Source organism: Acinetobacter sp. ANC_7634 (genome assembly GCF_056779875.1).
This window is the reverse complement of record NZ_JBWYIT010000007.1, coordinates 121,222-143,188: the sequence shown is the minus strand read 5'-3', so window position 1 is coordinate 143,188 and position 21,967 is coordinate 121,222. Positions and strand designations below refer to the sequence as shown.

General features: G+C 39.9%; 15 protein-coding genes and 2 tRNA genes. 10 read left to right on the top strand and 7 right to left on the bottom strand.

Features of this window, described 5'->3' with window-relative positions; genetic code table 11:
* Positions 1 to 66 precede the first annotated feature (66 nt).
* On the bottom strand, positions 67 to 1,716 hold the full coding sequence (locus AC1M9A_RS09155) for an acyl-CoA dehydrogenase family protein (protein ID WP_481610075.1): 1,650 nt from the start codon (positions 1,714 to 1,716) through the stop codon (positions 67 to 69).
* Positions 1,717 to 1,867: 151 nt separating this feature from the next.
* Positions 1,868 to 2,884, bottom strand: a complete 1,017-nt coding sequence (locus AC1M9A_RS09150; RefSeq protein WP_481587338.1) for an AraC family transcriptional regulator — start codon at positions 2,882 to 2,884, stop codon at positions 1,868 to 1,870.
* Between the two features lie 110 nt (positions 2,885 to 2,994).
* Between AC1M9A_RS09150 and AC1M9A_RS09145 the strand changes: the two genes are divergently transcribed.
* Entirely contained in the window at positions 2,995 to 5,232 is a 2,238-nt protein-coding gene (locus tag AC1M9A_RS09145; RefSeq protein WP_481610074.1) for a fatty acid desaturase, read from the top strand.
* Between the two features lie 426 nt (positions 5,233 to 5,658).
* Positions 5,659 to 7,179 (top strand): catalase, encoded by a 1,521-nt coding sequence (locus AC1M9A_RS09140; RefSeq protein WP_035264193.1) that lies wholly within the window; start codon positions 5,659 to 5,661, stop codon positions 7,177 to 7,179.
* A 47-nt stretch (positions 7,180 to 7,226) separates the two neighbouring features.
* Here the strand turns inward: AC1M9A_RS09140 and AC1M9A_RS09135 are convergent, their stop codons facing one another.
* Positions 7,227 to 8,348: an MBL fold metallo-hydrolase gene (locus tag AC1M9A_RS09135; RefSeq protein ID WP_092766704.1), complete on the bottom strand. Its 1,122-nt coding sequence runs from the start codon at positions 8,346 to 8,348 to the stop codon at positions 7,227 to 7,229.
* A gap of 681 nt (positions 8,349 to 9,029) precedes the next feature.
* On the opposite strand from AC1M9A_RS09135, the gene hcaR reads away from it, so the two are divergent.
* Positions 9,030 to 9,935 carry a DNA-binding transcriptional regulator HcaR gene (gene hcaR / locus AC1M9A_RS09130; protein ID WP_092766703.1) on the top strand — a complete coding sequence of 302 codons (906 nt, stop codon included), beginning with the start codon at positions 9,030 to 9,032 and terminating at the stop codon, positions 9,933 to 9,935.
* 43 nt (positions 9,936 to 9,978) lie between these two features.
* Here the strand turns inward: hcaR and AC1M9A_RS09125 are convergent, their stop codons facing one another.
* The 3 genes from AC1M9A_RS09125 to AC1M9A_RS09115 all read right to left on the bottom strand — a co-directional run bounded on the left by AC1M9A_RS09125 (position 9,979) and on the right by AC1M9A_RS09115 (position 12,430).
* A complete protein-coding gene (locus AC1M9A_RS09125) occupies positions 9,979 to 10,647 on the bottom strand; it encodes an HAD family hydrolase (RefSeq protein ID WP_092766702.1) in 669 nt (222 codons plus the stop codon).
* Positions 10,648 to 10,773: 126 nt separating this feature from the next.
* Entirely contained in the window at positions 10,774 to 11,739 is a 966-nt protein-coding gene (locus tag AC1M9A_RS09120) for an RluA family pseudouridine synthase (RefSeq protein ID WP_035264199.1), read from the bottom strand.
* A 553-nt stretch (positions 11,740 to 12,292) separates the two neighbouring features.
* Complete coding sequence (locus AC1M9A_RS09115; protein ID WP_179998737.1) at positions 12,293 to 12,430, bottom strand: hypothetical protein; 138 nt, start codon at positions 12,428 to 12,430, stop codon at positions 12,293 to 12,295.
* Between the two features lie 67 nt (positions 12,431 to 12,497).
* Between AC1M9A_RS09115 and AC1M9A_RS09110 the strand changes: the two genes are divergently transcribed.
* The 4 genes from AC1M9A_RS09110 to AC1M9A_RS09095 all read left to right on the top strand — a co-directional run bounded on the left by AC1M9A_RS09110 (position 12,498) and on the right by AC1M9A_RS09095 (position 18,220).
* Positions 12,498 to 15,872 carry an Rne/Rng family ribonuclease gene (locus tag AC1M9A_RS09110; RefSeq protein ID WP_481610084.1) on the top strand — a complete coding sequence of 1,125 codons (3,375 nt, stop codon included), beginning with the start codon at positions 12,498 to 12,500 and terminating at the stop codon, positions 15,870 to 15,872.
* A gap of 205 nt (positions 15,873 to 16,077) precedes the next feature.
* Positions 16,078 to 17,919, top strand: a complete 1,842-nt coding sequence (locus AC1M9A_RS09105; RefSeq protein ID WP_481610073.1) for a long-chain-acyl-CoA synthetase — start codon at positions 16,078 to 16,080, stop codon at positions 17,917 to 17,919.
* Between the two features lie 130 nt (positions 17,920 to 18,049).
* Positions 18,050 to 18,125, top strand: a tRNA-Lys gene (locus AC1M9A_RS09100).
* Positions 18,126 to 18,144: 19 nt separating this feature from the next.
* Positions 18,145 to 18,220: transfer RNA gene (locus tag AC1M9A_RS09095), tRNA-Lys, on the top strand.
* 91 nt (positions 18,221 to 18,311) lie between these two features.
* Here the strand turns inward: AC1M9A_RS09095 and AC1M9A_RS09090 are convergent.
* A complete protein-coding gene (locus AC1M9A_RS09090; RefSeq protein ID WP_481610072.1) occupies positions 18,312 to 18,923 on the bottom strand; it encodes a hypothetical protein in 612 nt (203 codons plus the stop codon).
* Positions 18,924 to 19,193: 270 nt separating this feature from the next.
* On the opposite strand from AC1M9A_RS09090, the gene AC1M9A_RS09085 reads away from it, so the two are divergent.
* The 3 genes from AC1M9A_RS09085 (at position 19,194) to AC1M9A_RS09075 (ending at position 21,894) form a co-directional block, all read left to right on the top strand.
* Positions 19,194 to 19,457, top strand: a complete 264-nt coding sequence (locus AC1M9A_RS09085) for a PspC domain-containing protein (protein WP_179998741.1) — start codon at positions 19,194 to 19,196, stop codon at positions 19,455 to 19,457.
* 147 nt (positions 19,458 to 19,604) lie between these two features.
* Entirely contained in the window at positions 19,605 to 20,387 is a 783-nt protein-coding gene (locus tag AC1M9A_RS09080) for a sulfite exporter TauE/SafE family protein (protein WP_481610071.1), read from the top strand.
* A gap of 97 nt (positions 20,388 to 20,484) precedes the next feature.
* Positions 20,485 to 21,894, top strand: coding sequence for an SLC13 family permease (locus AC1M9A_RS09075; protein ID WP_481610070.1), 1,410 nt, complete (start codon positions 20,485 to 20,487; stop codon positions 21,892 to 21,894).
* The last annotated feature ends 73 nt before the right edge of the window (positions 21,895 to 21,967 follow it).

Genomic DNA, 21,967 nt, shown 5'->3' with positions numbered 1-21,967 from the left:
TGTATCGATAACAGCCAACCGCATCTATGTGTTGGCTGTCTATCAGAAAAGGGTTTTGGAAAATAATTAAGCGGCAAATGCTCGATTTAAAATTGAGGTCACATCTACTTGTTTAGGATCAAGCATCCCCACCACCTGACCATGAAATTTTTGATACCGCGTCGCAATAAAAGCATTGGCAATAAAATCTGGCGCATAACGTTTCAGCAATACTGCTTGAGAGAGCACAACCAAACGACTGACTAAGCTTCTCCCCATAAATTGTAAATCATCAGGTTCCTGATGAAATAATCTAAACAGTCCCTGCAACTCTTCATTAAGTATTTTGTCTTGACTTGCAGTAGATACTAAATCTTTAAATAAATGCTCGATTGATTCAGGATCACGTGAAATAGCACGAAGCACATCGAGACACATGACATTACCTGACCCTTCCCAAATAGTGTTCACAGGTGCTTCTTTAAAGAGACGAGCCATGATGCCATGTTCAACGTAGCCATTGCCACCGAAAACTTCCATCATTTCACCAGTCATCTCTACTGCTCTTTTACAGATCCAAAATTTTGCTGCTGGTGTCATGATACGTTTCCATGCCAAACAAAGTTCGCTGTCATGTTCATAACAATGAGCCAAATGAAAACTCAACTGCACTGCCGCTTCAGTTTCTAAAGCAAGATCTGTGAGCACAGACCGCATTAATGGCTGCTCAATGAGTCTCTTACCAAATGCTTGACGTTGACGAGTATAGGCAATGCTTTGTACTAGGGCCTGACGCATAATGCCACTTGAACCTACCGCACACGTTAATCGGGTATAATTCGCCATTTCAATAATCGTTGGAATGCCGCGTCCAGCCTCCCCCATCATAATGCCCCAAGCTTCTTTAAATTCGACCTCAGAGCTGGAATTGCTGCGATTTCCAACCTTCTCTTTGAGCCGTTGAATATGAATCGCATTTTTTGTGCCATCTTCCAACCAACGCGGAACAAAGAAACACGCCAATCCATCATGCTCAGTTTTAGCAACAACCAAATGTGCATCGCACATAGGTGCTGAAAAAAACCATTTATGCCCAGTTAGTAAATAAGCTTGTCCTCTTCCAGACTGCCCAACTGGAACAGCTGTCGTTTCATTAGCACGCACATCAGAACCACCCTGCTTTTCAGTCATGCCCATTCCAATCCAAATCGATTTTTTCTGAGCAATTGGTAAATCACGTTCATCATATTCAGTGGATAAAAGTTTATCTCCTAGCTTTTTCCACAGCTCAGGTTCTTTTTGAATCAATGGAATGCTGCCCAAGGTCATTGAATTTGGACATAAGTTTCCACACTCCACTTGACCACTGAGGAAGAATTTTGCTGCCCAATCCACCCAACCAGATTCTTGAGTAAAATTTAGAAAAGGATGTGCATGAACCGCATATTTACGATTTAACGCCATCCATTTGTGCCATGAAGGATGAAATTCAACAAAATCTGCCCGCCTGCCTCGAGCATCAAAACTATGTAAAATAGGAGGATGTTTATTGGAAAGATCAGCATGGTGATAAAAGCTTTCACAACCTACGACTGCGCCAAACTCACTTAAATGGACTGAGTTTCTACTGCCATAACGCTGTAAGATTTCTTGTAAGATTGGATCTGTTGTATATAGATTGTAATCTTGAAGCTCATCAAATTGATTATGTATTTGATGTGTCATCCATGCCGACATAAACGCACCCTCTTTGGAATTTTTATCTATAACTTCATTATTTATATTATCGAGTATAGCTTTTGAAAGTAGATTATCTAGTGCAAATGATGACCTAAATTGTCATTAAATTTTTATTAACGTCTTAATATGATCTCAGTATTGTGTTCTGCTATTGTTGCATCATCTTTCTATATTTTGCTGGTGGCATACCCTTACAGCGCTTGAATGCTCTAGAAAAAACAGATACTTCTGCATAACCCAACCGTTCAGAAATTTGATCTATTGTGAGATCAGTACCCAGCAATAAATCATCTGCCAAATCCTCACGTAAATTTTTAACCAATTGGTGAAACGTAATCCCTTCATTGGCTAAATTGCGCTGAATGGTACGAATATTGACAGCTAAAGCTTTCGATATATCTTCAATCGTCGGCATTTGGGATGCATTTTTTAATAAAAACTCACGTATTTTTTTACTATAGTCCCCTAAGCTTTTTCGGCGTCGAAATACATGCTCACACTCTTTTTGATAACGCATAAAAGTGAAGTCATCAGCTTGACGCAATGGGGTAAGCAACAATTCAGATTGAATCGTGATTCGACTTTGTGGTTTATCATAAAAAATAGGATAGCCTGTTAAGCCTTCTATCTGGTTTGCATAGCAAGGCTTGGTCATCGCTAAATCTATCTGAAAGGGTAATTGAGCACCAAGAATATCATTTTGAAGTGTGATGATCGTGGCAATATCTCTTTCTAAAATAAATAATTGCATATCAACACTTAGATCATGATGGAATAAATTCAAATGAGTAAATTCACCATCTTCTTGCAAGGCCACATCAGAAAAAATTGCGCCTAATTTCAGATAACGTATCGCAATCAACAACGCTTCTCTGACATTGGCACTACTTAAAATTGCAAATCCCCAAGCCCCTAATGTGGTGGTGTGATGTCGAAGCCCAGCTTCCAGCGCAATGGGATGTTCATCAGAGATTAGATTCAGAATATTTCTAATGATCTGTAATTCATTTCGCTCTTGGATTTCAAAATTTTCTCGATAAAGATCCTGTTTCGTCAGTTGTGTATTTTCTAGGCATTGCTCAAAAGTAATACCGTAGTTTTCAGCAACATGACATAGTACCCGAGCTGTATTCGCTTCCCTTAAAAACTTCCATGAATTAAGCATCATTATTCGCGTTTTTATTTGTCATCTAATGTCAAATTTAACTGTTTAATTATCATTCTACAAGTGAATTCAATCTCTTATATTCATAAAAAAAGAAAATGGAATTTTTTATGAACATGTATACCAATCTTGCTGAGGAACAGCAAAGCCTGGTCAATGAACTCACGGCGTTATATCAAAAAACCAAAGCCGAGATGAACGACCAAGATATTGATCATATTCGAAATGTTGCTGCATATTCAAAGGCTATAAAATTACGCAGTGATCAACTTATTCGTGAATGTGTAAGTTTAGAGTCTTGGGGACGGGGCATTATTCTGGGTTGTTTACACACCCTACTCGAATTTTCAGAGCTCGGTCATAACATCATGCACGGAAGTTATGATCACCTCCCCCAAGCAACCGAGTTTCACTCAGAACGCTGGGTATGGGACTTTGTGACTGATCCTCGTGAATGGCGCGTCATGCATCATCAAAATCATCATCCATTTACCAACATCGTTGGCAAAGATCATGATTTAGGGTATTCCTTTTTAAGAAGCTTGGCAGGTCAAAGCTGGTATGGGCATCACAGTGTTCAATTGCTGATTTACAGTGCGCTGATGATCACTCCATCCTACTATTTCACACTCTATACAGCCACATCAGCAGCACGTACAGAAGGTCGAAAAATCCTTTCCAAAGAAACCTTTACTCAATCACTTCGTCTCATAAAAGCTCATGCTCAAAAACAGTTTATTGAAGCACCAGTCGCTGCAAAATGGTCAAAAAAATTACCTGTTTTTATCGGAAATTATCTTACAACAACGATAGGCTATGGTTTTTTACTTCATATCCTCTTCTTAGAACATCACGCTGAAAATTTGGAGCTTTATTCAGATCCTGGACCTGATGAGACGCAAGAAGAATATTTCATACGACAGATTAAAAGTACCACCAATTTTATCCCATATGCACCGCTGGATCAGTTTCTCAAAAAAATCCTTGATGATGAGGTCCCGTATCCAAATCCACCTCCATTTGAAATCTTTTATGGCGGATTAGATACACATCTTGAGCATCATTTATTTCCAGATTTAGCATGTAATCGTCAAAGACAAATCAAAGCTGTAGTACGTAGTATTTGTGAAAAATATCATTTGCCTTATCACAATTCACCCATGGAAAAGCTGATTCCAGCGATACCGCTCAGCCTCATTAAAAGAACTCTACCTTTTGGTAATCAAGAAAAAAATAACCCTTTCAAATTACTCATTCGACCAAAAGAATTATTAAAACGTATCAAACGAGGAATTCAATATCAGCCACCCTCAACCATGACATATTTACACAAGCCACAGTTCTATAATGCGTCGACAAAAGTTATACAAGTCGAAATACAGCTTAATGGTCAAGTCAAAACACTCAAAATGAGCAAGCCTCAAGGCTGGGAACATTTAAAATGGCAGGCAGGTGCATTTATTTCATTAAGCTTTGAAATAAATGGGCAAACTTATATTCGTCAATACAGCTTATTGCATGAAAGCCAAAGCGCAGATGGCTATTTTGAAATAGCAGTGAAACGTACACCTGCGGGCATCGTTTCTCACTATATTCATGATCATGTTCCTGTAAATACAGAGGTGACGATTGTAAGTCCACCACAATCTACACCTGATTTTGTTTTAGACGCCCTCCCGCCGAAGTTAATCTTTATCGCAGCAGGAGTCGGTATTACACCAATTTTAAGTATGTTAAGAAAATATCAGCGTATCGAAAGTAAAGCTGAAGCTCATTTGTTTTACTTTAACCACGATGAAAACTCTATTTTGTTTGAAAATGAGATTCGTCAAATCGCGGGGCATTCGAATTTGAATGTTCACTTCATCTGCTCCAAAGTTCAGAACGAGTCGACATCTGATTTACGACAAGGACGTTTTAGTCTTGAAATTTTCCAACCTTATATTCGAGATTTTAAATGCCAACACGTATATGCCTGCGCCCCTCAAGCATTAATCGATTCTGCTCGCCAACAACTTATTCAAGCAGGCGTTAAAGCAGCAGCATTTCACACAGAAAATTTTAAACCTGCTCCTCTCAGTTTTGAGTCTGATGGTGTTACACGTCGAGTGATTTTCAAAAAAAGTAATAAAAGTATCGATATTGAAGGGAATGTCACTTTACTTGAAGCCGCGCGTTGGGCTGGACTAAAACTGCCAAGCGGTTGTCGACAAGGTTTATGCAAAGCCTGTGTATGCACTAAATTGGAAGGTCAAACTCAATTAGAAGTTAATTCATCCACTATTCAACATCGCATTACCCTATGCAACACTGTGGCTCGCTCACCAATCATTGTGCTTGATGTTTAACAAAGATTCTTAAGTTAATCGCCGTCATGAAGTAATCATGCAATGCTTCATGACAGTAAGATTCAAACACTTAAACAACCAAACTTATGATTCATATCCAAAAATTACACAACCAAAACCTTACTGTAAATCATCGTTAAATCCTTTTAACTTGAACCAAATATTCTATTGGTGAATATTCAAATAAACCCTTAATTTATATGAGGGTAATTGGAATTTTATTTACAAATTAAACACTCCAATTGAACGCATCATGATTTATGATGAATTTGTAAACTCAATAAAACACACATTCTTGTCACAATGTTGCTTTAGAATGATCGAACAAAACGGTTCATGTCTCTGATATTGGAGGCGCTAGAACTTATAAAAGTGAATGCTCAGCCAACCATCAAGAAAGGCATATATTATAAATGGAGAATGAATATGAGCGATGACTCAAAAAAATGTCCTGTCACCCACTTAACAACTGATGCTGGTGCTCCTGTAGTAGACAACCAAAACAGTATGACAGCAGGTGCACGTGGTCCTTTACTTGCACAAGATTTATGGCTGAATGAAAAATTAGGCAACTTCGTTCGTGAAGTGATTCCTGAGCGTCGTATGCACGCGAAAGGTTCTGGGGCATTTGGTACCTTCACTGTTACCCATGATATTACGCAATATACTCGCGCTAAATTATTCTCTGAAATCGGTAAAAAAACCGATATTTTTGTGCGCTTCTCTACAGTTGCTGGCGAACGTGGTGCAGCAGATGCTGAACGTGATATCCGCGGTTTCGCAATGAAATTCTACACTGAAGAAGGTAACTGGGATTTAGTAGGTAATAACACTCCAGTTTTCTTCTTACGTGATGCGCGTAAGTTCCCTGACTTAAACAAAGCAGTTAAACGCGATCCTAAAACCAACAAACGTAGTGCAACCAACAACTGGGATTTCTGGACTTTACTTCCAGAAGCATTACATCAAGTGACGATTGTCATGTCAGACCGCGGTATCCCAGATGGTTACCGTCACATGCATGGTTTTGGTAGCCATACCTTCAGTTTTATCAATGCCAACAACGAACGCTTCTGGGTTAAATTCCATATGCGCACGCAACAAGGCATTAAGAATTTAACTGATGCAGAAGCTGAAGCGATTATTGCGAAAGATCGCGAAAGCTCTCAAACTGACTTATTTGATGCGATTGAACGTGGTGATTTCCCGAAATGGAAAATGTACGTCCAAATCATGCCTGAGCTAGATGCAGAGAAAGTTCCATATCACCCATTTGACTTAACCAAAGTATGGCCTAAAGGGGACTATCCTTTGATCGAAGTCGGTGAATTCGAACTTAATCGTAACCCTGAAAACTACTTCCAAGACGTAGAACAAGCTGCCTTTGCCCCAAGTAACTTAGTGCCAGGCATCAGCTTCTCACCTGACCGTATGCTTCAAGCACGTCTGTTCAACTATGCAGATGCTGCACGCTACCGTGTTGGTGTTAACCATTATCAAATTCCAGTGAATGCACCACGTTGCCCTGTTCACTCAAACCGTCGCGATGGTCAAGGTCGTACTGATGGTAACTATGGTGCTTTGCCACACTATGAACCAAATAGTTTCAGCCAATGGCAGGAACAGCCACAATATAAAGAGCCACCATTAAAAATTTCTGGTGCGGCAGATTTCTGGGATTACCGCGAAGATGACAATGACTATTTCAGTCAACCACGCGCATTATTCAATCTCATGAATGATCAGCAAAAACAGGCTTTATTTGACAATACAGCCGCAGCAATGGGCGATGCATTAGATTTCATTAAGTATCGTCATATTCGTAACTGCTATGCTTGTGACCCAGCATATGGCGAGGGTGTTGCAAAAGCATTAGGCATGACCGTAGCTGATGCACAGGCTGCACGTGCAACTGACCCAGCACAAGGAAATCCTGGCTTACTTTAATTAATATCTCCATAAAAAAACCGCTGTTATCAGCGGTTTTTTTTTATTCAAACAATTAGTTTTTTACCTTCCCGAATACAATAAAACGGACTGATAAATTTAGATGCATTTTTCATCGCTTGGTGCAGATCCAACTCAGGTTGATTCCGATCTTCATCTGTTAACTGAAAAGTACGATAGTGAATCGCTAGTGAACGTTTTGCGTGTAAATCTTTATGTGCTTGGAATGCATCAGCAGGATTCATATGTAGATATTGCATCAATACTCTTGGTTCATATGCACCGATTGGCAGTAAAGCAATCCTTGGTGCACCTAAGCGCTGGTGAATCTCTTTAAAATGTTGTGCATAGCCTGTATCACCAGCAAAGTAACAATGACCATGCTCAGATAAAATTGAAAAACCACCCCATAATGCAAGGTTTTGATCACGAAGCCCTCGACCAGAACCATGTTGGGCAGGCGTGTAGACAATTTTAAAATCTTTGAATAAGGCAGACTGCCACCAATCCATCTCAATCACATGAAATGCTTTCGGCAAATAGGCTGCATTTCCTAGACCTGTATAGATCGGCATAGCAAATTTTTGATGTAGCCAATTCAAACTCGCTAAATCCATATGATCATAGTGATTATGACTGAGTAATACTGCGTGAATCTGTGGTAAATCTTCAAGTGCAATCCCTGCAGGGATAACACGTTTCGGTCCACTCCCGTGCTTTGGGCTTACATAATCCGCCCATACAGGGTCGGTTAAGAAGTTATATGGACCAATTTGAATTAAAACCGTAGCATGACCAACAAACCATACTTGCCAATCTTCTAAATCTGCATGCGGACGAGCCTCAGGCTTAGCACGTTTGGTTTGAATAAAGTCCTGTTGCTCTTTCGCGAAATCACCTTGCCAGGTAAAGCTTTTACGAGCCATCAACCATTTATATAAATTCCATTGGTTGAGCTGTGCAGGACGTGGTTCCTGATTAACGAATCTTTGCCCATTATGGTGATCCAGTGAAACCAATTTAAGTTTTGGTTTAAACCACACATGCCGAATACAATCTTCAGTCTTTAGTTGATAGTGCAGATTAGAATCTTGCGGCTTCCGTCCAACAACAAGTGTAGACTCTGGATTACTCGAAGTCGTCGTTGGAATATCAGTCAAATTAGACATAATAAATGTAAGCACCTTAAACCGAAGCGATTTTGAAATAGTTGATTATTCAGTTATATAAATAGATTATGTTCATCATCTATTCGCATTTTTAAATTATGTTTTTAAAAGATACACTGTTCGTGTTTCATTTAAGACAACATCAATCTCAATTCCCATGAAGTGGTTATAATTTCATCAATAAATTGTGAAATAGAACACCAATCATCCCTCTATTATTCATCATATACAACTCAGACTTTCTTTTTGTTTATGATTTTGTTGTTTTTTTCTGATTTTTGATGTTTTTTTAATCACCCACAGAAATCTTAAATAGAGGAAGTTAAATTTTGTTTAGGATGTGACTTAACGCTGAACAACTGATCTCCCAAAGCTTCAACGTACTTTTCTCTACATTATTATTTTTCATAGACTTAAAGCCGAAACAATTGGTTTCAACTTTAATAGATACAATCTTTTCTAAACCTATACAAATCAGTCACTCATTCACGATGAGAGTTCGATCTTGAAATCTAAAATTTCTATCTAAGTAAGAAATTAAATGCATGTAAATTTTAGAATACAAAAAAATGCTTCATTCACTAACTAAATACCAAAATACATCTACTTATTGATCAATTTCACTTATACTCATCTTTAGCAACATTAAGACATTTTTTAGATTATTCTCTGGAAGGCTATATGGAATTACGGCATTTGCGCTATTTTATTACAGTTGCAGAAGAGCTTAATTTTAGCAAAGCTGCACTTAAGCTCTACACAGCACAGCCTTCACTCAGCCAACAAATCAAAGATTTAGAAGAAGATGTTGGTGTGCGTTTACTAAATCGAACCAAACGAAAAGTTGAATTGACCGAAGAAGGCGCTGTGTTTCTGGAACAGGCGAGACTCACCATTGCTCAAGCAGAAAAAGCAATTAATATGGCGCGCCAAGTGTCTAAAGCAAAACAAAAAATGCTACGCATTGGTTTTGTGCCAGTTGCAGAAATGAAAATCTTTCCTTATGTATTACCTAACTTACGTGTTCAAAATCCCGAATTAAAAATTGAATTACAAAGCTTAAATAATATTGAGCAATTCAAAGGCATAAAGAAAGGTGAATTGGACATTACTTTTACTCGTCAACGTTTAGATTCTGAAGAGATCGAGAGTCGCTTTGTACTCCGTGAGCCTTTAGTTTTTATTCTGCCTAAAGATCACCCTTTGGCAAAGTACGATCGTATTCCTGTAAAAGCGCTTGATGGCATTGATTTTGTGATCCCTTCAGATGAGCAATCTAAGACCCTGCATGACACCATTTTAGGCTTTGCTGAACAAAATGGCGTTTCTTTTAAAATTGTTCAAAAAGCTGACAATATCTTGTTTAACATTAACTCTATTGGTATTGGCTTAGGGTGTACGATTCTTCCTGGCTATATTATGCCACTTCTCTTGGAAAATAGTGTGACTCGTCCACTCGATGTAGAGCTACCTTCGCTTGATCTCTTTGTAAGTTATCGCAAGAATGCTACTGGTATTGCTGTGCAAAAATTTATGGAGTTACTTTCAAAAGTCTTTTATTTAGACTTTAATCAAAGTTCAACGTGAATAAAAAACCCGCTGAATTGAGCGGGTTTTTTATCGATGTGATTTAGCAAGCAACTGACTGATTAATCAAATTTTTTAAAAGTTGATGTAATTCATCAATGGAATCCACGACCGCAAGTGGATGATATTGCTGTAGTACCTCAGGTACATGAACGCCATACGTCACCCCTACACTTGGCATACGAATATTCAATGCCATTTCAAGATCGTATGAAGTATCTCCTACCATTATCGCTTGATCTGCATTAAAACCAGTTTCGGCTAAAATTTCAGCCAACATCAACGGATCTGGTTTTGATTTTGTTTCACTGGCTGCACGTGTCGCTGAAAACAAACTCACACTCTGAGTTTGCCCCAGTACTCGATCTAGCCCCTTACGACTTTTTCCTGTCGCAACAGCCAAATGAATACCTGACTCTTTGAGATCATGCAACATTTCAGCCACACCATCAAACCAACGATCATGTTTCGAGTGCTCAACATAATGCGCTGAATAAGACTGTAAAATTGCCTCGTGTAAATCAGGAACCTGAGGAAATAAAACCTGCGCTACTTCAGGTAATCCTAAGCCAATAATGCTTTTAGCATCCTCATCAGTCAAAGGTTGATTAAATTGTTTGGCGGCAAATTTTAAACTTTCAACAATTTGACCCACTGAATCAAATAAGGTGCCATCCCAATCAAAAATAATGAGTTTTACCGCTGATGTCATATTTTGTATCCTAATTTTGATCGGGTAGATGCCATTTAAATATCATATTGACATATTAAGATCTCATCGTTGCATGACCTCGTCATGACACAATGATTCAATCCTTACACAACCACTGAGACGCAATCAGTCTTGTTGAGACTGCACTACAGGTTTATCCGCTTTTTGTGCGCGAAGTTGTGCAACCAGGCTTTGCATATCCTCAGGCAATGGTGCTTCAATTACTGGATATCCAGGAATCTCTAAGCGCATTGCGTGTAAACATAAACGACGTGGTTTAGGTCCACGATATTCCGTCTCATGCCCGTACTTTTCATCACCCACCAAGGGATGACCAATACTGAGTCCATGTACGCGAATTTGATGTGTACGACCAGAAAGCGGTGATGCATACACGAGTGATGCATGCATAAAGCGTTCTGCTACCTTCCATTGGGTTTTTGAAGGCTTTCCTTCTTTAGATACACGCACTCGACGTTCACCATTGGCTAGCTCATAGCGATGTAATGGTGCATCGATTAATTGGGAATCTAGTGTTACTTGGCCTTTCACCACAGCAGCATAAGTTTTTTGAATCTTGTGTTCACGAAGCATATCTTGAAGTGTTTTTAATACGCTACGCTTTTTAGAAATCATCACCAAGCCTGAAGTATCTCGGTCAATACGATGGATCAGTTCTAAATATTTTTTCCCTGTCGCTGCGCGTAAGCCTTCAATTAAGCCATACGCCACACCACTTCCACCGTGCACCGCAATCCCAGAAGGTTTGTTCACCACTAAAAGACCTTCATCTTCATAAACCACACGGCTTAACAAGCCCTGCGCGACTTTGTCTGATACTGGAGCTTGAGATTCATCTTTTTGTTCATAACGAATCGGTGCAACACGGATTTGATCACCAATATTTAATTTGGTTTCCGCTTTCACACGCTTTTTGTTGACCCGCACCTGACCTTCACGAATTAAACGATAGATTCGACTTTTCGGTACTCCTTTAAGACGAGCGAATAGAAAATTGTCGATGCGTTGCCCCAATTGGTGCTCATCCACTTCAAACCAAGTGACGCTTTGCCATTCTTGCGTAGAATTCATACAGTTACGTTGACCTAAAAAAATACTAAATTCGATTAAAAACTGATCATTTAGACTACCCAATTGACTAGAAATGTCTGTGTAGCCCATAGGCAGATGATCTAAGGTTTGCTATAGTCAGCGCACGGATACCGCCGTAAGTGAACATTTGTTTAGAGATTTCAAAATTTTGAAATTCAAACTAAATTTTTGTTTAGCATAAACTCGGAATGGTCCCAAAAGAATATGCCAACGCCGAAGGCTTATTATATCGGCAAAAAGACAAACTGTTGCGTTTAATTGTGCTTTTGCACATAAATCAGTTTGTTTAAAAAAATATGTCGCCAACAATTATGTTGGTTTTTAAACGTTAACTGATACACATCAGAATAGTCGCAACCTGATTTCTCATTCAGGCTATAACGTTAGATGCATTGGATCTGCACAATTTGTAAAGATACGACGATAATTCCGTATCAAGACACTCTATCAAAAAATTGAAGAGATGATCTTCGAGCAATGTGACAGTGAAAGTAACGAACATCCAATGCACCGTTAGTCCGCCAGTGAATGTTCAGGCTTCTTTAATCAGTGACAGGATTAAAGCCGTATTGCCATCATCAATACGTGAATCAAAATACCGAAGCCCATCAATAAAGGCCGGTAATACACTTAGATCAAACTGATTATGGTGATCTAGGAATTGATCCATGCGGGTTGATGTTCGCTACGTAAATCGCGATGTTTTTGCTTGTGTATCACTATTAGGTGTTACACCCATGAAACGTATGTTGATCAATGCAACACATGCCGAAGAAGTTCGCGTTGCACTCATCACTGGTCACCGTCTTTACGATTTCGATTTAGAAAATCGTACTCGTGAACAAAAGAAAGCCAATATCTACAAAGGTCATGTGACTCGCGTTGAGCCATCTCTTGAAGCTGTTTTTGTAGAATATGGTGCAGGCCGTCAAGGCTTTCTTTCAATGCGTGAAATCGCAAACTCATATTACAAAGCTGACCCTCGTCAAACTTCAAACATTCGTGAGTTAATCACTGAAGGTACTGAGCTTTTAGTTCAAGTTGAAAAAGAGGAACGTGGCAACAAAGGCGCTGCTCTCTCAACTTTTATTTCCCTTGCGGGTCGTTACTTGGTCTTAATGCCAAACAACCCGAAAGGTGGTGGTATTAGTCGTCAAATTTCTGGTTCAGTTCGTGAAGAATTGAAAGAAATGTTGGCGTCTTTAAATGTACCTCGTGGTATGAGCGTGATTGTACGTACTGCAGGGATTGGTCGCTCACAAGAAGAGCTGCAACTTGATCTTCAGCACCTTCTCGATCTTTGGGCACGCATCCAAAGTACAGCAAATTCTGGCCCTTCTCCAATGTTGGTTCACCAGGAAGCTGGTGTAGTTACTCGTGCAATTCGCGACTATTTACGTGATGATGTTGCAGAAATTTTAATTGATTCTGAACAAGCATATAACGAAGCATATAATTTCGTTAAAGCTGTTATGCCTAATCAATTAGACAAGTTAAAAACATATACTTTGAATGAGCCTTTATTTGCTCATTTTGGTATCGAAAGTCAAATTCAAACAGCTTACGAGCGTGAAGTTAAACTTCCTTCTGGTGGTTCAATTGTCATTGACCAAACAGAAGCATTGGTTTCGATCGATATTAACTCTGCAAAATCTACTCGTGGTCACGATGTAGAGGAAACTGCGCTTAGTACTAACTTAGAAGCAGCAGAAGAGATCGCTCGCCAACTTCGCTTACGTGATATCGGTGGTCTGGTCGTGATTGACTTCATTGATATGACCAAAGAACGCAATCAACGTATGGTTGAAGCGAAACTGCGTGAATCAACTCAAAGTGATCGTGCACGTATCCAGTTCGGTCAATTGTCTCGTTTCGGCTTAATGGAAATGAGTCGCCAACGTTTACGCCCTTCTTTAGAAGAAGCGACTGGCTATGTATGTCCACGTTGTCATGGCACAGGTATGGTTCGTGACTTGCGTTCTCTTTCACTTTCAATCATGCGTAAAGTTGAAGAAATTGCACTTCGTGAGCGTCAAGGTGAAGTTCAAGTAGAAGTTCCTGTTGAAATTGCAGCATTCCTTCTCAATGAAAAACGTCATAGCCTCGTATATTTGGAGCAAACTTCAAATGTACGTGTGACTGTACTCCCTCACCCGCATTTAGAAACGCCACATTACGAAATCTCGTATAATCCTGAAGGCTTTGCACCAACCAGCTATGAACGTACTGAAGCGACTCGTTCTAGTGAAAAAGAGTTGGGTTATGAGTCTTCAGAATGGCACTTAGAAGAAGAGCATACAGCTCCATCTACGCATGCCCCTGTAACGCAGGAAAAAGGCAATAAGCGTCATAAAAACAATCAAAATGCTACACAACCTGCGGTAGCGCAAAAAACTGCGCCAGCAGCTGCTCCAGCAACTAGCCCATGCGCATGGTTAGAAAATCTGTTTGTTCAAAAACAAGCGAGTACGATTGACCAATCGCGTACGGCTAACTCTGCAGCGGCTGCAATTGAACAAATGGTGAACGGTGGTGCAGTAAGTCGCGGTCAATTCGGTCAAATTGCACCTGTGACACCTGTGGCAATTGAAGCATCTACACCTGTTGAGACAAATGCGTATATTTCACATACGCCTGTTGCGAAAAATGATACACGCGACCAAGAACGTCAAGCTGAAAAAGACGAGCGTCCACAACGTCATAACAAGAAAAATCGCAATAAGCAACGTGACACACGCGAAGTTAACGCAGATCAACATGTGATTGAAGAAGTTGTACAGGCACCTCGCCATGAACAACGTCAAGACAATCGTCATGAGTCACGCAATGAAAACCGTCATGAGCAACGCCAAGAACAGCGTGATCAGAAACGTCATCAAAAGCGCCCTCAACAAAACGAGACAGCTTTCGAAGCACAAACTGAACAAGCTGTGCCACGTCGTGACCGTAATGCACAACGTCCACAACGTCCAAATCGTCACCGCGATCAAAGTGTATTAAATCAAGAGCAATCTTCAGCACCTGTTGCTCCAGAAGCTCAAGTTAAAGTTGATTTAATTGATGTACCTCGTAATGATGAGCTTAAAACAGCGTTAGTGGTTAATGTTGATCAAGCACAAAGTGAGATTGTTGCATTAACGCCTGAAGTAGCAGCACCTGTAGCAACTGCTCCAGCACCTGTTGTGACAGACGCTGAAGTGTCAGCACCTCAAGTGGAAATTACGGTTGATGAACCTGTCATTGAAGCTGAGGTTAAACCTCAACAAGCACCACAACGTGCAAGTAACGACCCACGTCAACGTCGTCGTAACAAGCATCAACATGACCAGAAAGCAAAATCAGATGCGCCGAAGCTTCGCCCTTCACAAGTGCCAGCTTTAGCACAACATACGGTTTTAAGTTTAATTCAACATGTTTATGGTGCGGATTGCTCTGTATTGATTGAGCAATTTGGATTAATTCCAACCTTCAATCGCGCATTGCAAAAGTTCACTGAACAGTATGCAGCGAGTTTAAATACTCAATCTGCTGAACCTGCTACTGAGAAAAAACCAGTAACACGTGATGTCGCTGTTCAACAAGCTCCAGCTGAAAAAGAGCCTGCACCTGTGTTGGACTTAACACCTCCAAAACCAGTGTCTGATAAGCGTGTTGCAAACGATCCACGTGAGCGTCGTCGTCTTGCAAAACTTGCAGCAGAGCAAGCAAAACAAGCGCGCCTTGAAGAAGTTGCAGCACAAGAAGCCGTGAAAGTTGAAGCACCTGTTACGGATGCTCCACAAGCAGCTGATGCAACATCTGAAGTTGCACATCAAGAAACAGCAACACAGACAGCTGAAGTGACTCAATCTGAAGTGAAGACTGAAGAAAAAGTTCAAACTTCTTCACAACAGCAACCTGAAGAAAAATCTTCAGAATCAACTGAAGTTGCGTCTACAGAAGCAGAAACTGCGAAAGTAGAAGTGGCGGAAGTTGCCGTAAGTGCTGAAGATAAATCTGCACAAGCTGAAGCAGATAAGGATGATGCAGAACAGCAGGAAGAAGATAAACCTGTTCGTCCGCGTCGCCCTCGTGGTCGCCCACCAAAAAAAGCAACACCATCAGCTGAGTAATTTGCTTAAACTACATTAGCTTTTGACAAACCTAGTCATTACGGTGGCTAGGTTTTTTTGTTATGGTCTTTAAAGTTTTGACTGAAAAATCCTGTTCAGAATTGATCATTTTTTCAAAATGGATAAGATATTCAGTGACAAAACCAAGTAAAAAACTTGCGAAAAATTAAAGACTAAACGGAATATCACAAAAAATAGGACCAGTATGAGCCAGACTTATCAAAACGATCTCATTGGAATCAAAGACGTAGCAGCACGACTCCCACATTTGGTCACGAAGTTGCCAAATATTCTTGTCGGGCTCAAACAGGCTTATTTACGTACCCCTAAAACGCCAGCAGGTCTTGCCCTCGCTTTTGAGCGTGCAGCGCAAAAAAATCCTCAAGGTATTGCGCTGTTATGTGAAGATCAGAAATATACCTACCAACAACTAAATGATTGGGCAAACCAAATTGCACACTACTACATCGCTAAGGGTGCAAAAAAAGGTGATGTGATTGCGGTGATTGTTGAAAACCGTAGTGAACTTATTGCCACCGTCATTGGTCTTGCAAAAATTGGGGTTGTTTCAGCGCTCGTCAATACGTCTCAAACAGGTAAGGTACTTACCCATAGTATTAATTTGGTTAAACCAATCGGCGTAATTGTCGGTGAAGAATGCCGTGAAGCTGTAGATGAAGTACGCGAACAATTGACTGTCGCAAAAGATAAGCTCTATTGGTTTGCTGATCAAAATACACGCCAAAATGCTGGTCAAGCACCTGAAGGCTATCATAATCTTGCACAAGAAATTTTATCTGAATCTAAAGATAATCTAGCTGAAACACATAAGGTGACTGGTGCTGACGGATTATTCTACATCTATACGTCTGGCACAACAGGTTTACCAAAAGCCGTAGTCTTTACCAATAGTCGTTGGATGTTAGCGTATGGCACATATGGTCATGTCCTCAATCTAAATAAAGATGACGTTATGTATGTCACTTTACCGCTTTATCATGCTACAGGCATGGTAGTGTGCTGGTGTGGTGTAATTGCTGGTAGTTCGACACTAGCGATTCGTCGTAAGTTCTCAACCTCTTCTTTTTGGAAAGATGTTCAAAAATTTAATGCATCAGCAATTGGTTATGTTGGTGAGCTATGTCGCTATCTTCTAGATGCACCTGAATCACACCAAGATCGCAATCATCGCGTCACCAAGATGATTGGTAACGGCATGCGTCCAAATATTTGGGATAAATTTAAAACTCGCTTTGGCATTGAAGAAGTACTCGAACTTTATGCTTCAAGTGAAGGCAATGTCGGCTTTTCCAATATTTTAAACTTCGACAACACCGTAGGTTTCTCTCCTATTCCTTATGCCATTATCCAATATGACAAGGAAAAAGAAGCTCCTATTCGTGATGCAAAAGGTCATTGTATTAAAGTCAAAAAAGGTGAAACAGGCTTATTGATTGGTAAAATTACCAATCGCTCGCCATTTGATGGTTATACCGATCCAGAAAAGAATAAATCCTCGATCATGCATGATGTTTTTACCAAAGGAGATTCTTATTTCATCACAGGTGACCTCGTGCGAGATATCGGGTGCCGCCATGCTCAATTTGTTGACCGTCTCGGTGATACCTTCCGCTGGAAAGGTGAGAATGTCTCTACAACTGAAGTTGAAAATATTTGTAGTGATTATGAAAAGATCACAGAAGCAGTGGTATACGGCGTTGAGATTCCAAATACTAACGGTCGTGCAGGTATGGCAGCCATCACTTTAGCAGAAGGTGCTGAACTAAATGAGCAAGATTTATCCGATATGGCTCAGTTCTTTAAGAAGTCTTTGCCAAGCTATGCGGTTCCAGTGTTCTTACGTGTACAGAAAACACTCGAAACCACAGGAACATTTAAATATCAAAAGAGTAAGTTAAAGGAAGAAGCTTATTTTCCAGACAAAACTTCAGATCGTATTTTGGTTTTATTACCAAATGAAGATGCATATTGCGATTTAAATGAAGAGATTCTGAAAAATATTGAACAGTATAAATATCGCTTTTAAGCTAAAATCGATTGTTTTTTGGCTATAAAACACGAAATTGTGTCATTTCTAGCCAAACGTAACAAAGTTTTATATTTTTTACTTGCGCTACTCAAATAACTTGCTAAAATACGCAACATCAAAACGAGATGGGTCGTTAGCTCAGTTGGTAGAGCAGCGGACTTTTAATCCGTTGGTCCCGCGTTCGAGTCGCGGACGACCCACCACTTATTTTGAAACCCCTATGGGTCGTTAGCTCAGTTGGTAGAGCAGCGGACTTTTAATCCGTTGGTCCCGCGTTCGAGTCGCGGACGACCCACCAGATTCTTAAAAAAGCCTTTCATCTTGAAAGGCTTTTTTATTGCCTGCAATTTAATACAAGCTACCCTCATAGAGGATCAATTCTTATATCTTCAAAGCTTTTGACGTTGCAAAGTATATGCACGTGACGGTAGCGGATTGTCTTTAAAGAAAGTTTGGTTCACTTCCGTTGCATTGGCAATTTTATCAAGATCCATGACCATATTACCCTGCTCATCCAAATCGTAAAAAAACTGAACCCCACTCTCTCTCAAAATAATGATTTGATGGTGATGCGGATCATACAACCAACGATCTTGGCGATATTGACGTTGCGTTGTAAATTCAACCTTACCACGATGCATAAAAATACGATGAGCTGTGCCATCAGCCAATAAATTGATAATAAACTCAGCTTCACCCTTATCACAACGAGCAAAGCCATCATCACATTGCATGGTGGTTTGGTAACGACCTACAAATTGCTGCCATTCTTTAGCAACAGACTGCGGTGTTGTATCCGCATTCTCTTGAACTGGAGGCCGTGCCTTACCTGCGACATTCGTTAATGAGTTAGAAGACTCAGGCGTATGCGACTCATGAATTTGGCTGATGTGTTCAATATGTGGCGATTCATTCTGGCTACATGCCGCAAGTGCAATATTCATGATGGCGATAATGCTGAACATTGAGATTGAATGAACTTTAAAATTTAAATTCATCATTTTATATCTTGAGCCATTTCATAAATTGCGATGTATAAAAATATTATCCTTATAAAATAGGGATATACAAGTATTAGACTGATCTGACTATTTATGCAGAACCTATACCACATCAAGGTTTTATCTTTTTCATTACATAAAATTACGATATTTTTTGAATAATCTCCTTTAAAACTAAAAATTATTCTCCATATAAAATGTATAGACAAACGTTAAAGAAAAATTGCGAAGTCTATTTCATGACTATTTTAGGTTCTAAAGGAGAACTCAATGGCCAATGTTGGTTTATATCGCTCAAACCGCTCTAACATGATTGCTGGTGTGATGGGCGGTATTGCTGAACGTTTTGGTTGGAATGCGAATTTATTACGAATTATTTTTGTTCTAGTGTCAGTGATGAGCGCTGCATTTCCAGGAATTTTAGTGTACTTAGTGCTTTGGTTAGTGATGCCAAAAAATAAAGTTCAGCACGAACATTCAAATACTTATGATCGTCCAATGCGCACTGTACATCAGGACAGATCTCCGCTTTAACTTGAGTTTACCCTCAATCACCCACACAACCTCGGGTGAGTTTTTTAACACGATAATTTCCCCCAATTATCGTGTTTTTTTTATTCTCATTTTGCATCTTTCTCAAAATAGCGCTAACTTGAACAAAACAATAAATATGGACAATCAATGGCACAGTCGGAATGGATGGTATTGTGGCTATGCGCACTGGCCGCATTATTACATGGCCTGAGCGGTTTCGGCTTTCCCATGATGAGTACCGCCGTACTCTCTACTCAACTCCCGCTCAGCCTCGCTGTCACTTTGGTCATTCTTCCCTGTCTCATTTTAAATTTAATTCTGCTAACTGCTCACCCTCAGTATTCAATATGGCAGAGCATTCAACACTACAGCATAAGATTTTTTCCCCTTATTCTAAGTAGCTTAGTTGGCAGTCTGCTTGGGGTGAAACTTTTATTGTGGCTCAATGAAGGTTATTTAAAGCTTTTACTTGGCATGGTGATGGTACTGTATGTGATTGATCAATTACGACAACATTCATTCACCGTCAGCCCGTCAGTGCTCAATATGCTGATATTCGGTCTGTTAGCAGGCATTATCGGTGGTTCTACCAATGCAATGGCACCATTTCTAATGATGTATTTACTCAGCTGTCAGCTGAGTAAAACCGATATTGTGATCGTGAGTAATTTAAGCTTTATCGCCAGCAAATTGATACAACTCCTTCTACTTTACCCAATTTTGGTCAATATTGATAAGCATCAACAACTTTTAGTCATGTTGATCTGTGTTTTTGCAATATTTGGGGTATGGATCGGAGGACGGATCAGGCAACACATCTCTCAACAGTTTTTTAAAAATACAGTATTGATCCTAGTACTTTTGCTCGGTATTCAAGCCCTGTGGCAAAGCTATAATTTATTAGAACAATCGATTTCATTGTTTAAATAGTATATTTTGAAAAGTGATAAGGATATTCATTCTTCAGAATTAAGAAGTTTAATACATGCAACTATAAAACCTATAGCGACATTCAAAAGGAGCGAATATGACGGAACAACTCGCGACCCCAACCAACATGATGCCAAAAGGGCTCATCAAAGGTTGGGTGTTGATACTGATCGCCGCTTTTATTTCTTATGGACTCTATCAAGTCTTACCCTATGATGAAAACGCCAATAAAGGGTTGGCATTACTTTGCTTTATCGGCATTTTATGGCTGACTGAGGCCATCCATATCACGATTACCGCCCTATTGGTACCCGTACTCGCGGTTCTTCTCGCGATGCCTATGGCTAAAGGCGATGAGCTTATACCAATCACAACACAAGCGGCATTAGCTACATTTGCAGATCCTGTGATTTTTTTATTTTTTGGTGGCTTCGCATTAGCGACCGCGCTGCATATTCAAAAGCTCGATAAAAAAATTGCGATGTGGATCATCTCTATGTCTGGTGGTCATCTCGGCATCTCTGTAATAGCGATTTTTGCTGTAACAGCACTTTTATCTATGTGGATTTCAAATACGGCGACTGCAGCAATGATGCTTCCACTTGCCCTTGGTTTACTTTCACATTTAGATGTCAGTCGAGATCGAAAAACATTTGTTTTTATCCTGTTAGGTATTGCCTATTCTGCAAGTATTGGTGGCTTAGGGACCATGGTTGGCTCTCCACCAAATGCAATCGCGGCTAAGGCTTTAGACTATGATTTTGCAGATTGGATGAAAATCGGTTTACCGATGATGATGCTCATTTTACCTGCCATGCTCTTGAGTCTCTATCTGGTACTTAGACCTAAGCTCAACCATAAAGTCCAATTTGTGACTGAGGATATCCCTTGGACAGGAACTCGAATTGCAACAATGATATTGTTTGTCTGCACAGCTATCGCTTGGATCTTCAGTAAAAAGCTCACCGATACTTTTGGTATCACTCAACCTGATACCTGGATTGCTGTGTTAGCAGCATGCTTGGTCGTGATTATCGGTACTGCAACATGGAAACAAGTCGCTGAAAATACGGATTGGGGCGTTTTATTTTTATTTGGCGGTGGTTTAACCCTCAGTGCAATTTTAAAAGATTCAGGCAGTTCATTGGTGCTTGGTCAAACCCTAGCCAATGCCTTTGGTGATGCCTCCCCACTCCTCATTATTTTCGTCGTTGCTACGTTCATTATCTTCTTGACTGAATTCACCAGTAACACTGCATCTGCTGCACTGTTAGTACCAGTCTTTGCAGCGATTGCCGATCAAATGGGTATGCCCAAGGAAATTTTAGTTATTGTGATCGGCATTGGTGCTTCTTGTGCATTTATGCTTCCTGTTGCGACACCACCAAATGCCATCGTATTTGGTACCGGACATATTCAACAGTCTGAAATGATGAAAGTCGGATTCGTCCTGAATATAATGTGTATTTTCATTGTGTCACTATTTATCTATTGGTTCTTTAGCTAATTTAAAAAATGTTCAAAAAAGAAAAAAGCACGATATCGTGCTTTTTTCTTGTCGATTCAAAGCCAGTCTTTTA

What these genes read in the sequence shown, in the direction of transcription:
- AC1M9A_RS09140 (WP_035264193.1), top strand. Translation starts at nt 5,659, where the DNA reads ATGAGCGATGACTCAAAAAAATGTCCTGTCACCCACTTAACAACTGAT.
- AC1M9A_RS09150 (WP_481587338.1), bottom strand. Translation starts at nt 2,884, where the DNA reads ATGCTTAATTCATGGAAGTTTTTAAGGGAAGCGAATACAGCTCGGGTA.
- AC1M9A_RS09090 (WP_481610072.1), bottom strand. Translation starts at nt 18,923, where the DNA reads ATGATGAATTTAAATTTTAAAGTTCATTCAATCTCAATGTTCAGCATT.
- AC1M9A_RS09110 (WP_481610084.1), top strand. Translation starts at nt 12,498, where the DNA reads ATGAAACGTATGTTGATCAATGCAACACATGCCGAAGAAGTTCGCGTT.
- AC1M9A_RS09080 (WP_481610071.1), top strand. Translation starts at nt 19,605, where the DNA reads ATGGCACAGTCGGAATGGATGGTATTGTGGCTATGCGCACTGGCCGCA.
- AC1M9A_RS09120 (WP_035264199.1), bottom strand. Translation starts at nt 11,739, where the DNA reads ATGAATTCTACGCAAGAATGGCAAAGCGTCACTTGGTTTGAAGTGGAT.
- hcaR (WP_092766703.1), top strand. Translation starts at nt 9,030, where the DNA reads ATGGAATTACGGCATTTGCGCTATTTTATTACAGTTGCAGAAGAGCTT.
- AC1M9A_RS09115 (WP_179998737.1), bottom strand. Translation starts at nt 12,430, where the DNA reads ATGGATCAATTCCTAGATCACCATAATCAGTTTGATCTAAGTGTATTA.
- AC1M9A_RS09145 (WP_481610074.1), top strand. Translation starts at nt 2,995, where the DNA reads ATGAACATGTATACCAATCTTGCTGAGGAACAGCAAAGCCTGGTCAAT.
- AC1M9A_RS09075 (WP_481610070.1), top strand. Translation starts at nt 20,485, where the DNA reads ATGACGGAACAACTCGCGACCCCAACCAACATGATGCCAAAAGGGCTC.
- AC1M9A_RS09105 (WP_481610073.1), top strand. Translation starts at nt 16,078, where the DNA reads ATGAGCCAGACTTATCAAAACGATCTCATTGGAATCAAAGACGTAGCA.
- AC1M9A_RS09085 (WP_179998741.1), top strand. Translation starts at nt 19,194, where the DNA reads ATGGCCAATGTTGGTTTATATCGCTCAAACCGCTCTAACATGATTGCT.
- AC1M9A_RS09125 (WP_092766702.1), bottom strand. Translation starts at nt 10,647, where the DNA reads ATGACATCAGCGGTAAAACTCATTATTTTTGATTGGGATGGCACCTTA.
- AC1M9A_RS09135 (WP_092766704.1), bottom strand. Translation starts at nt 8,348, where the DNA reads ATGTCTAATTTGACTGATATTCCAACGACGACTTCGAGTAATCCAGAG.
- AC1M9A_RS09155 (WP_481610075.1), bottom strand. Translation starts at nt 1,716, where the DNA reads ATGTCGGCATGGATGACACATCAAATACATAATCAATTTGATGAGCTT.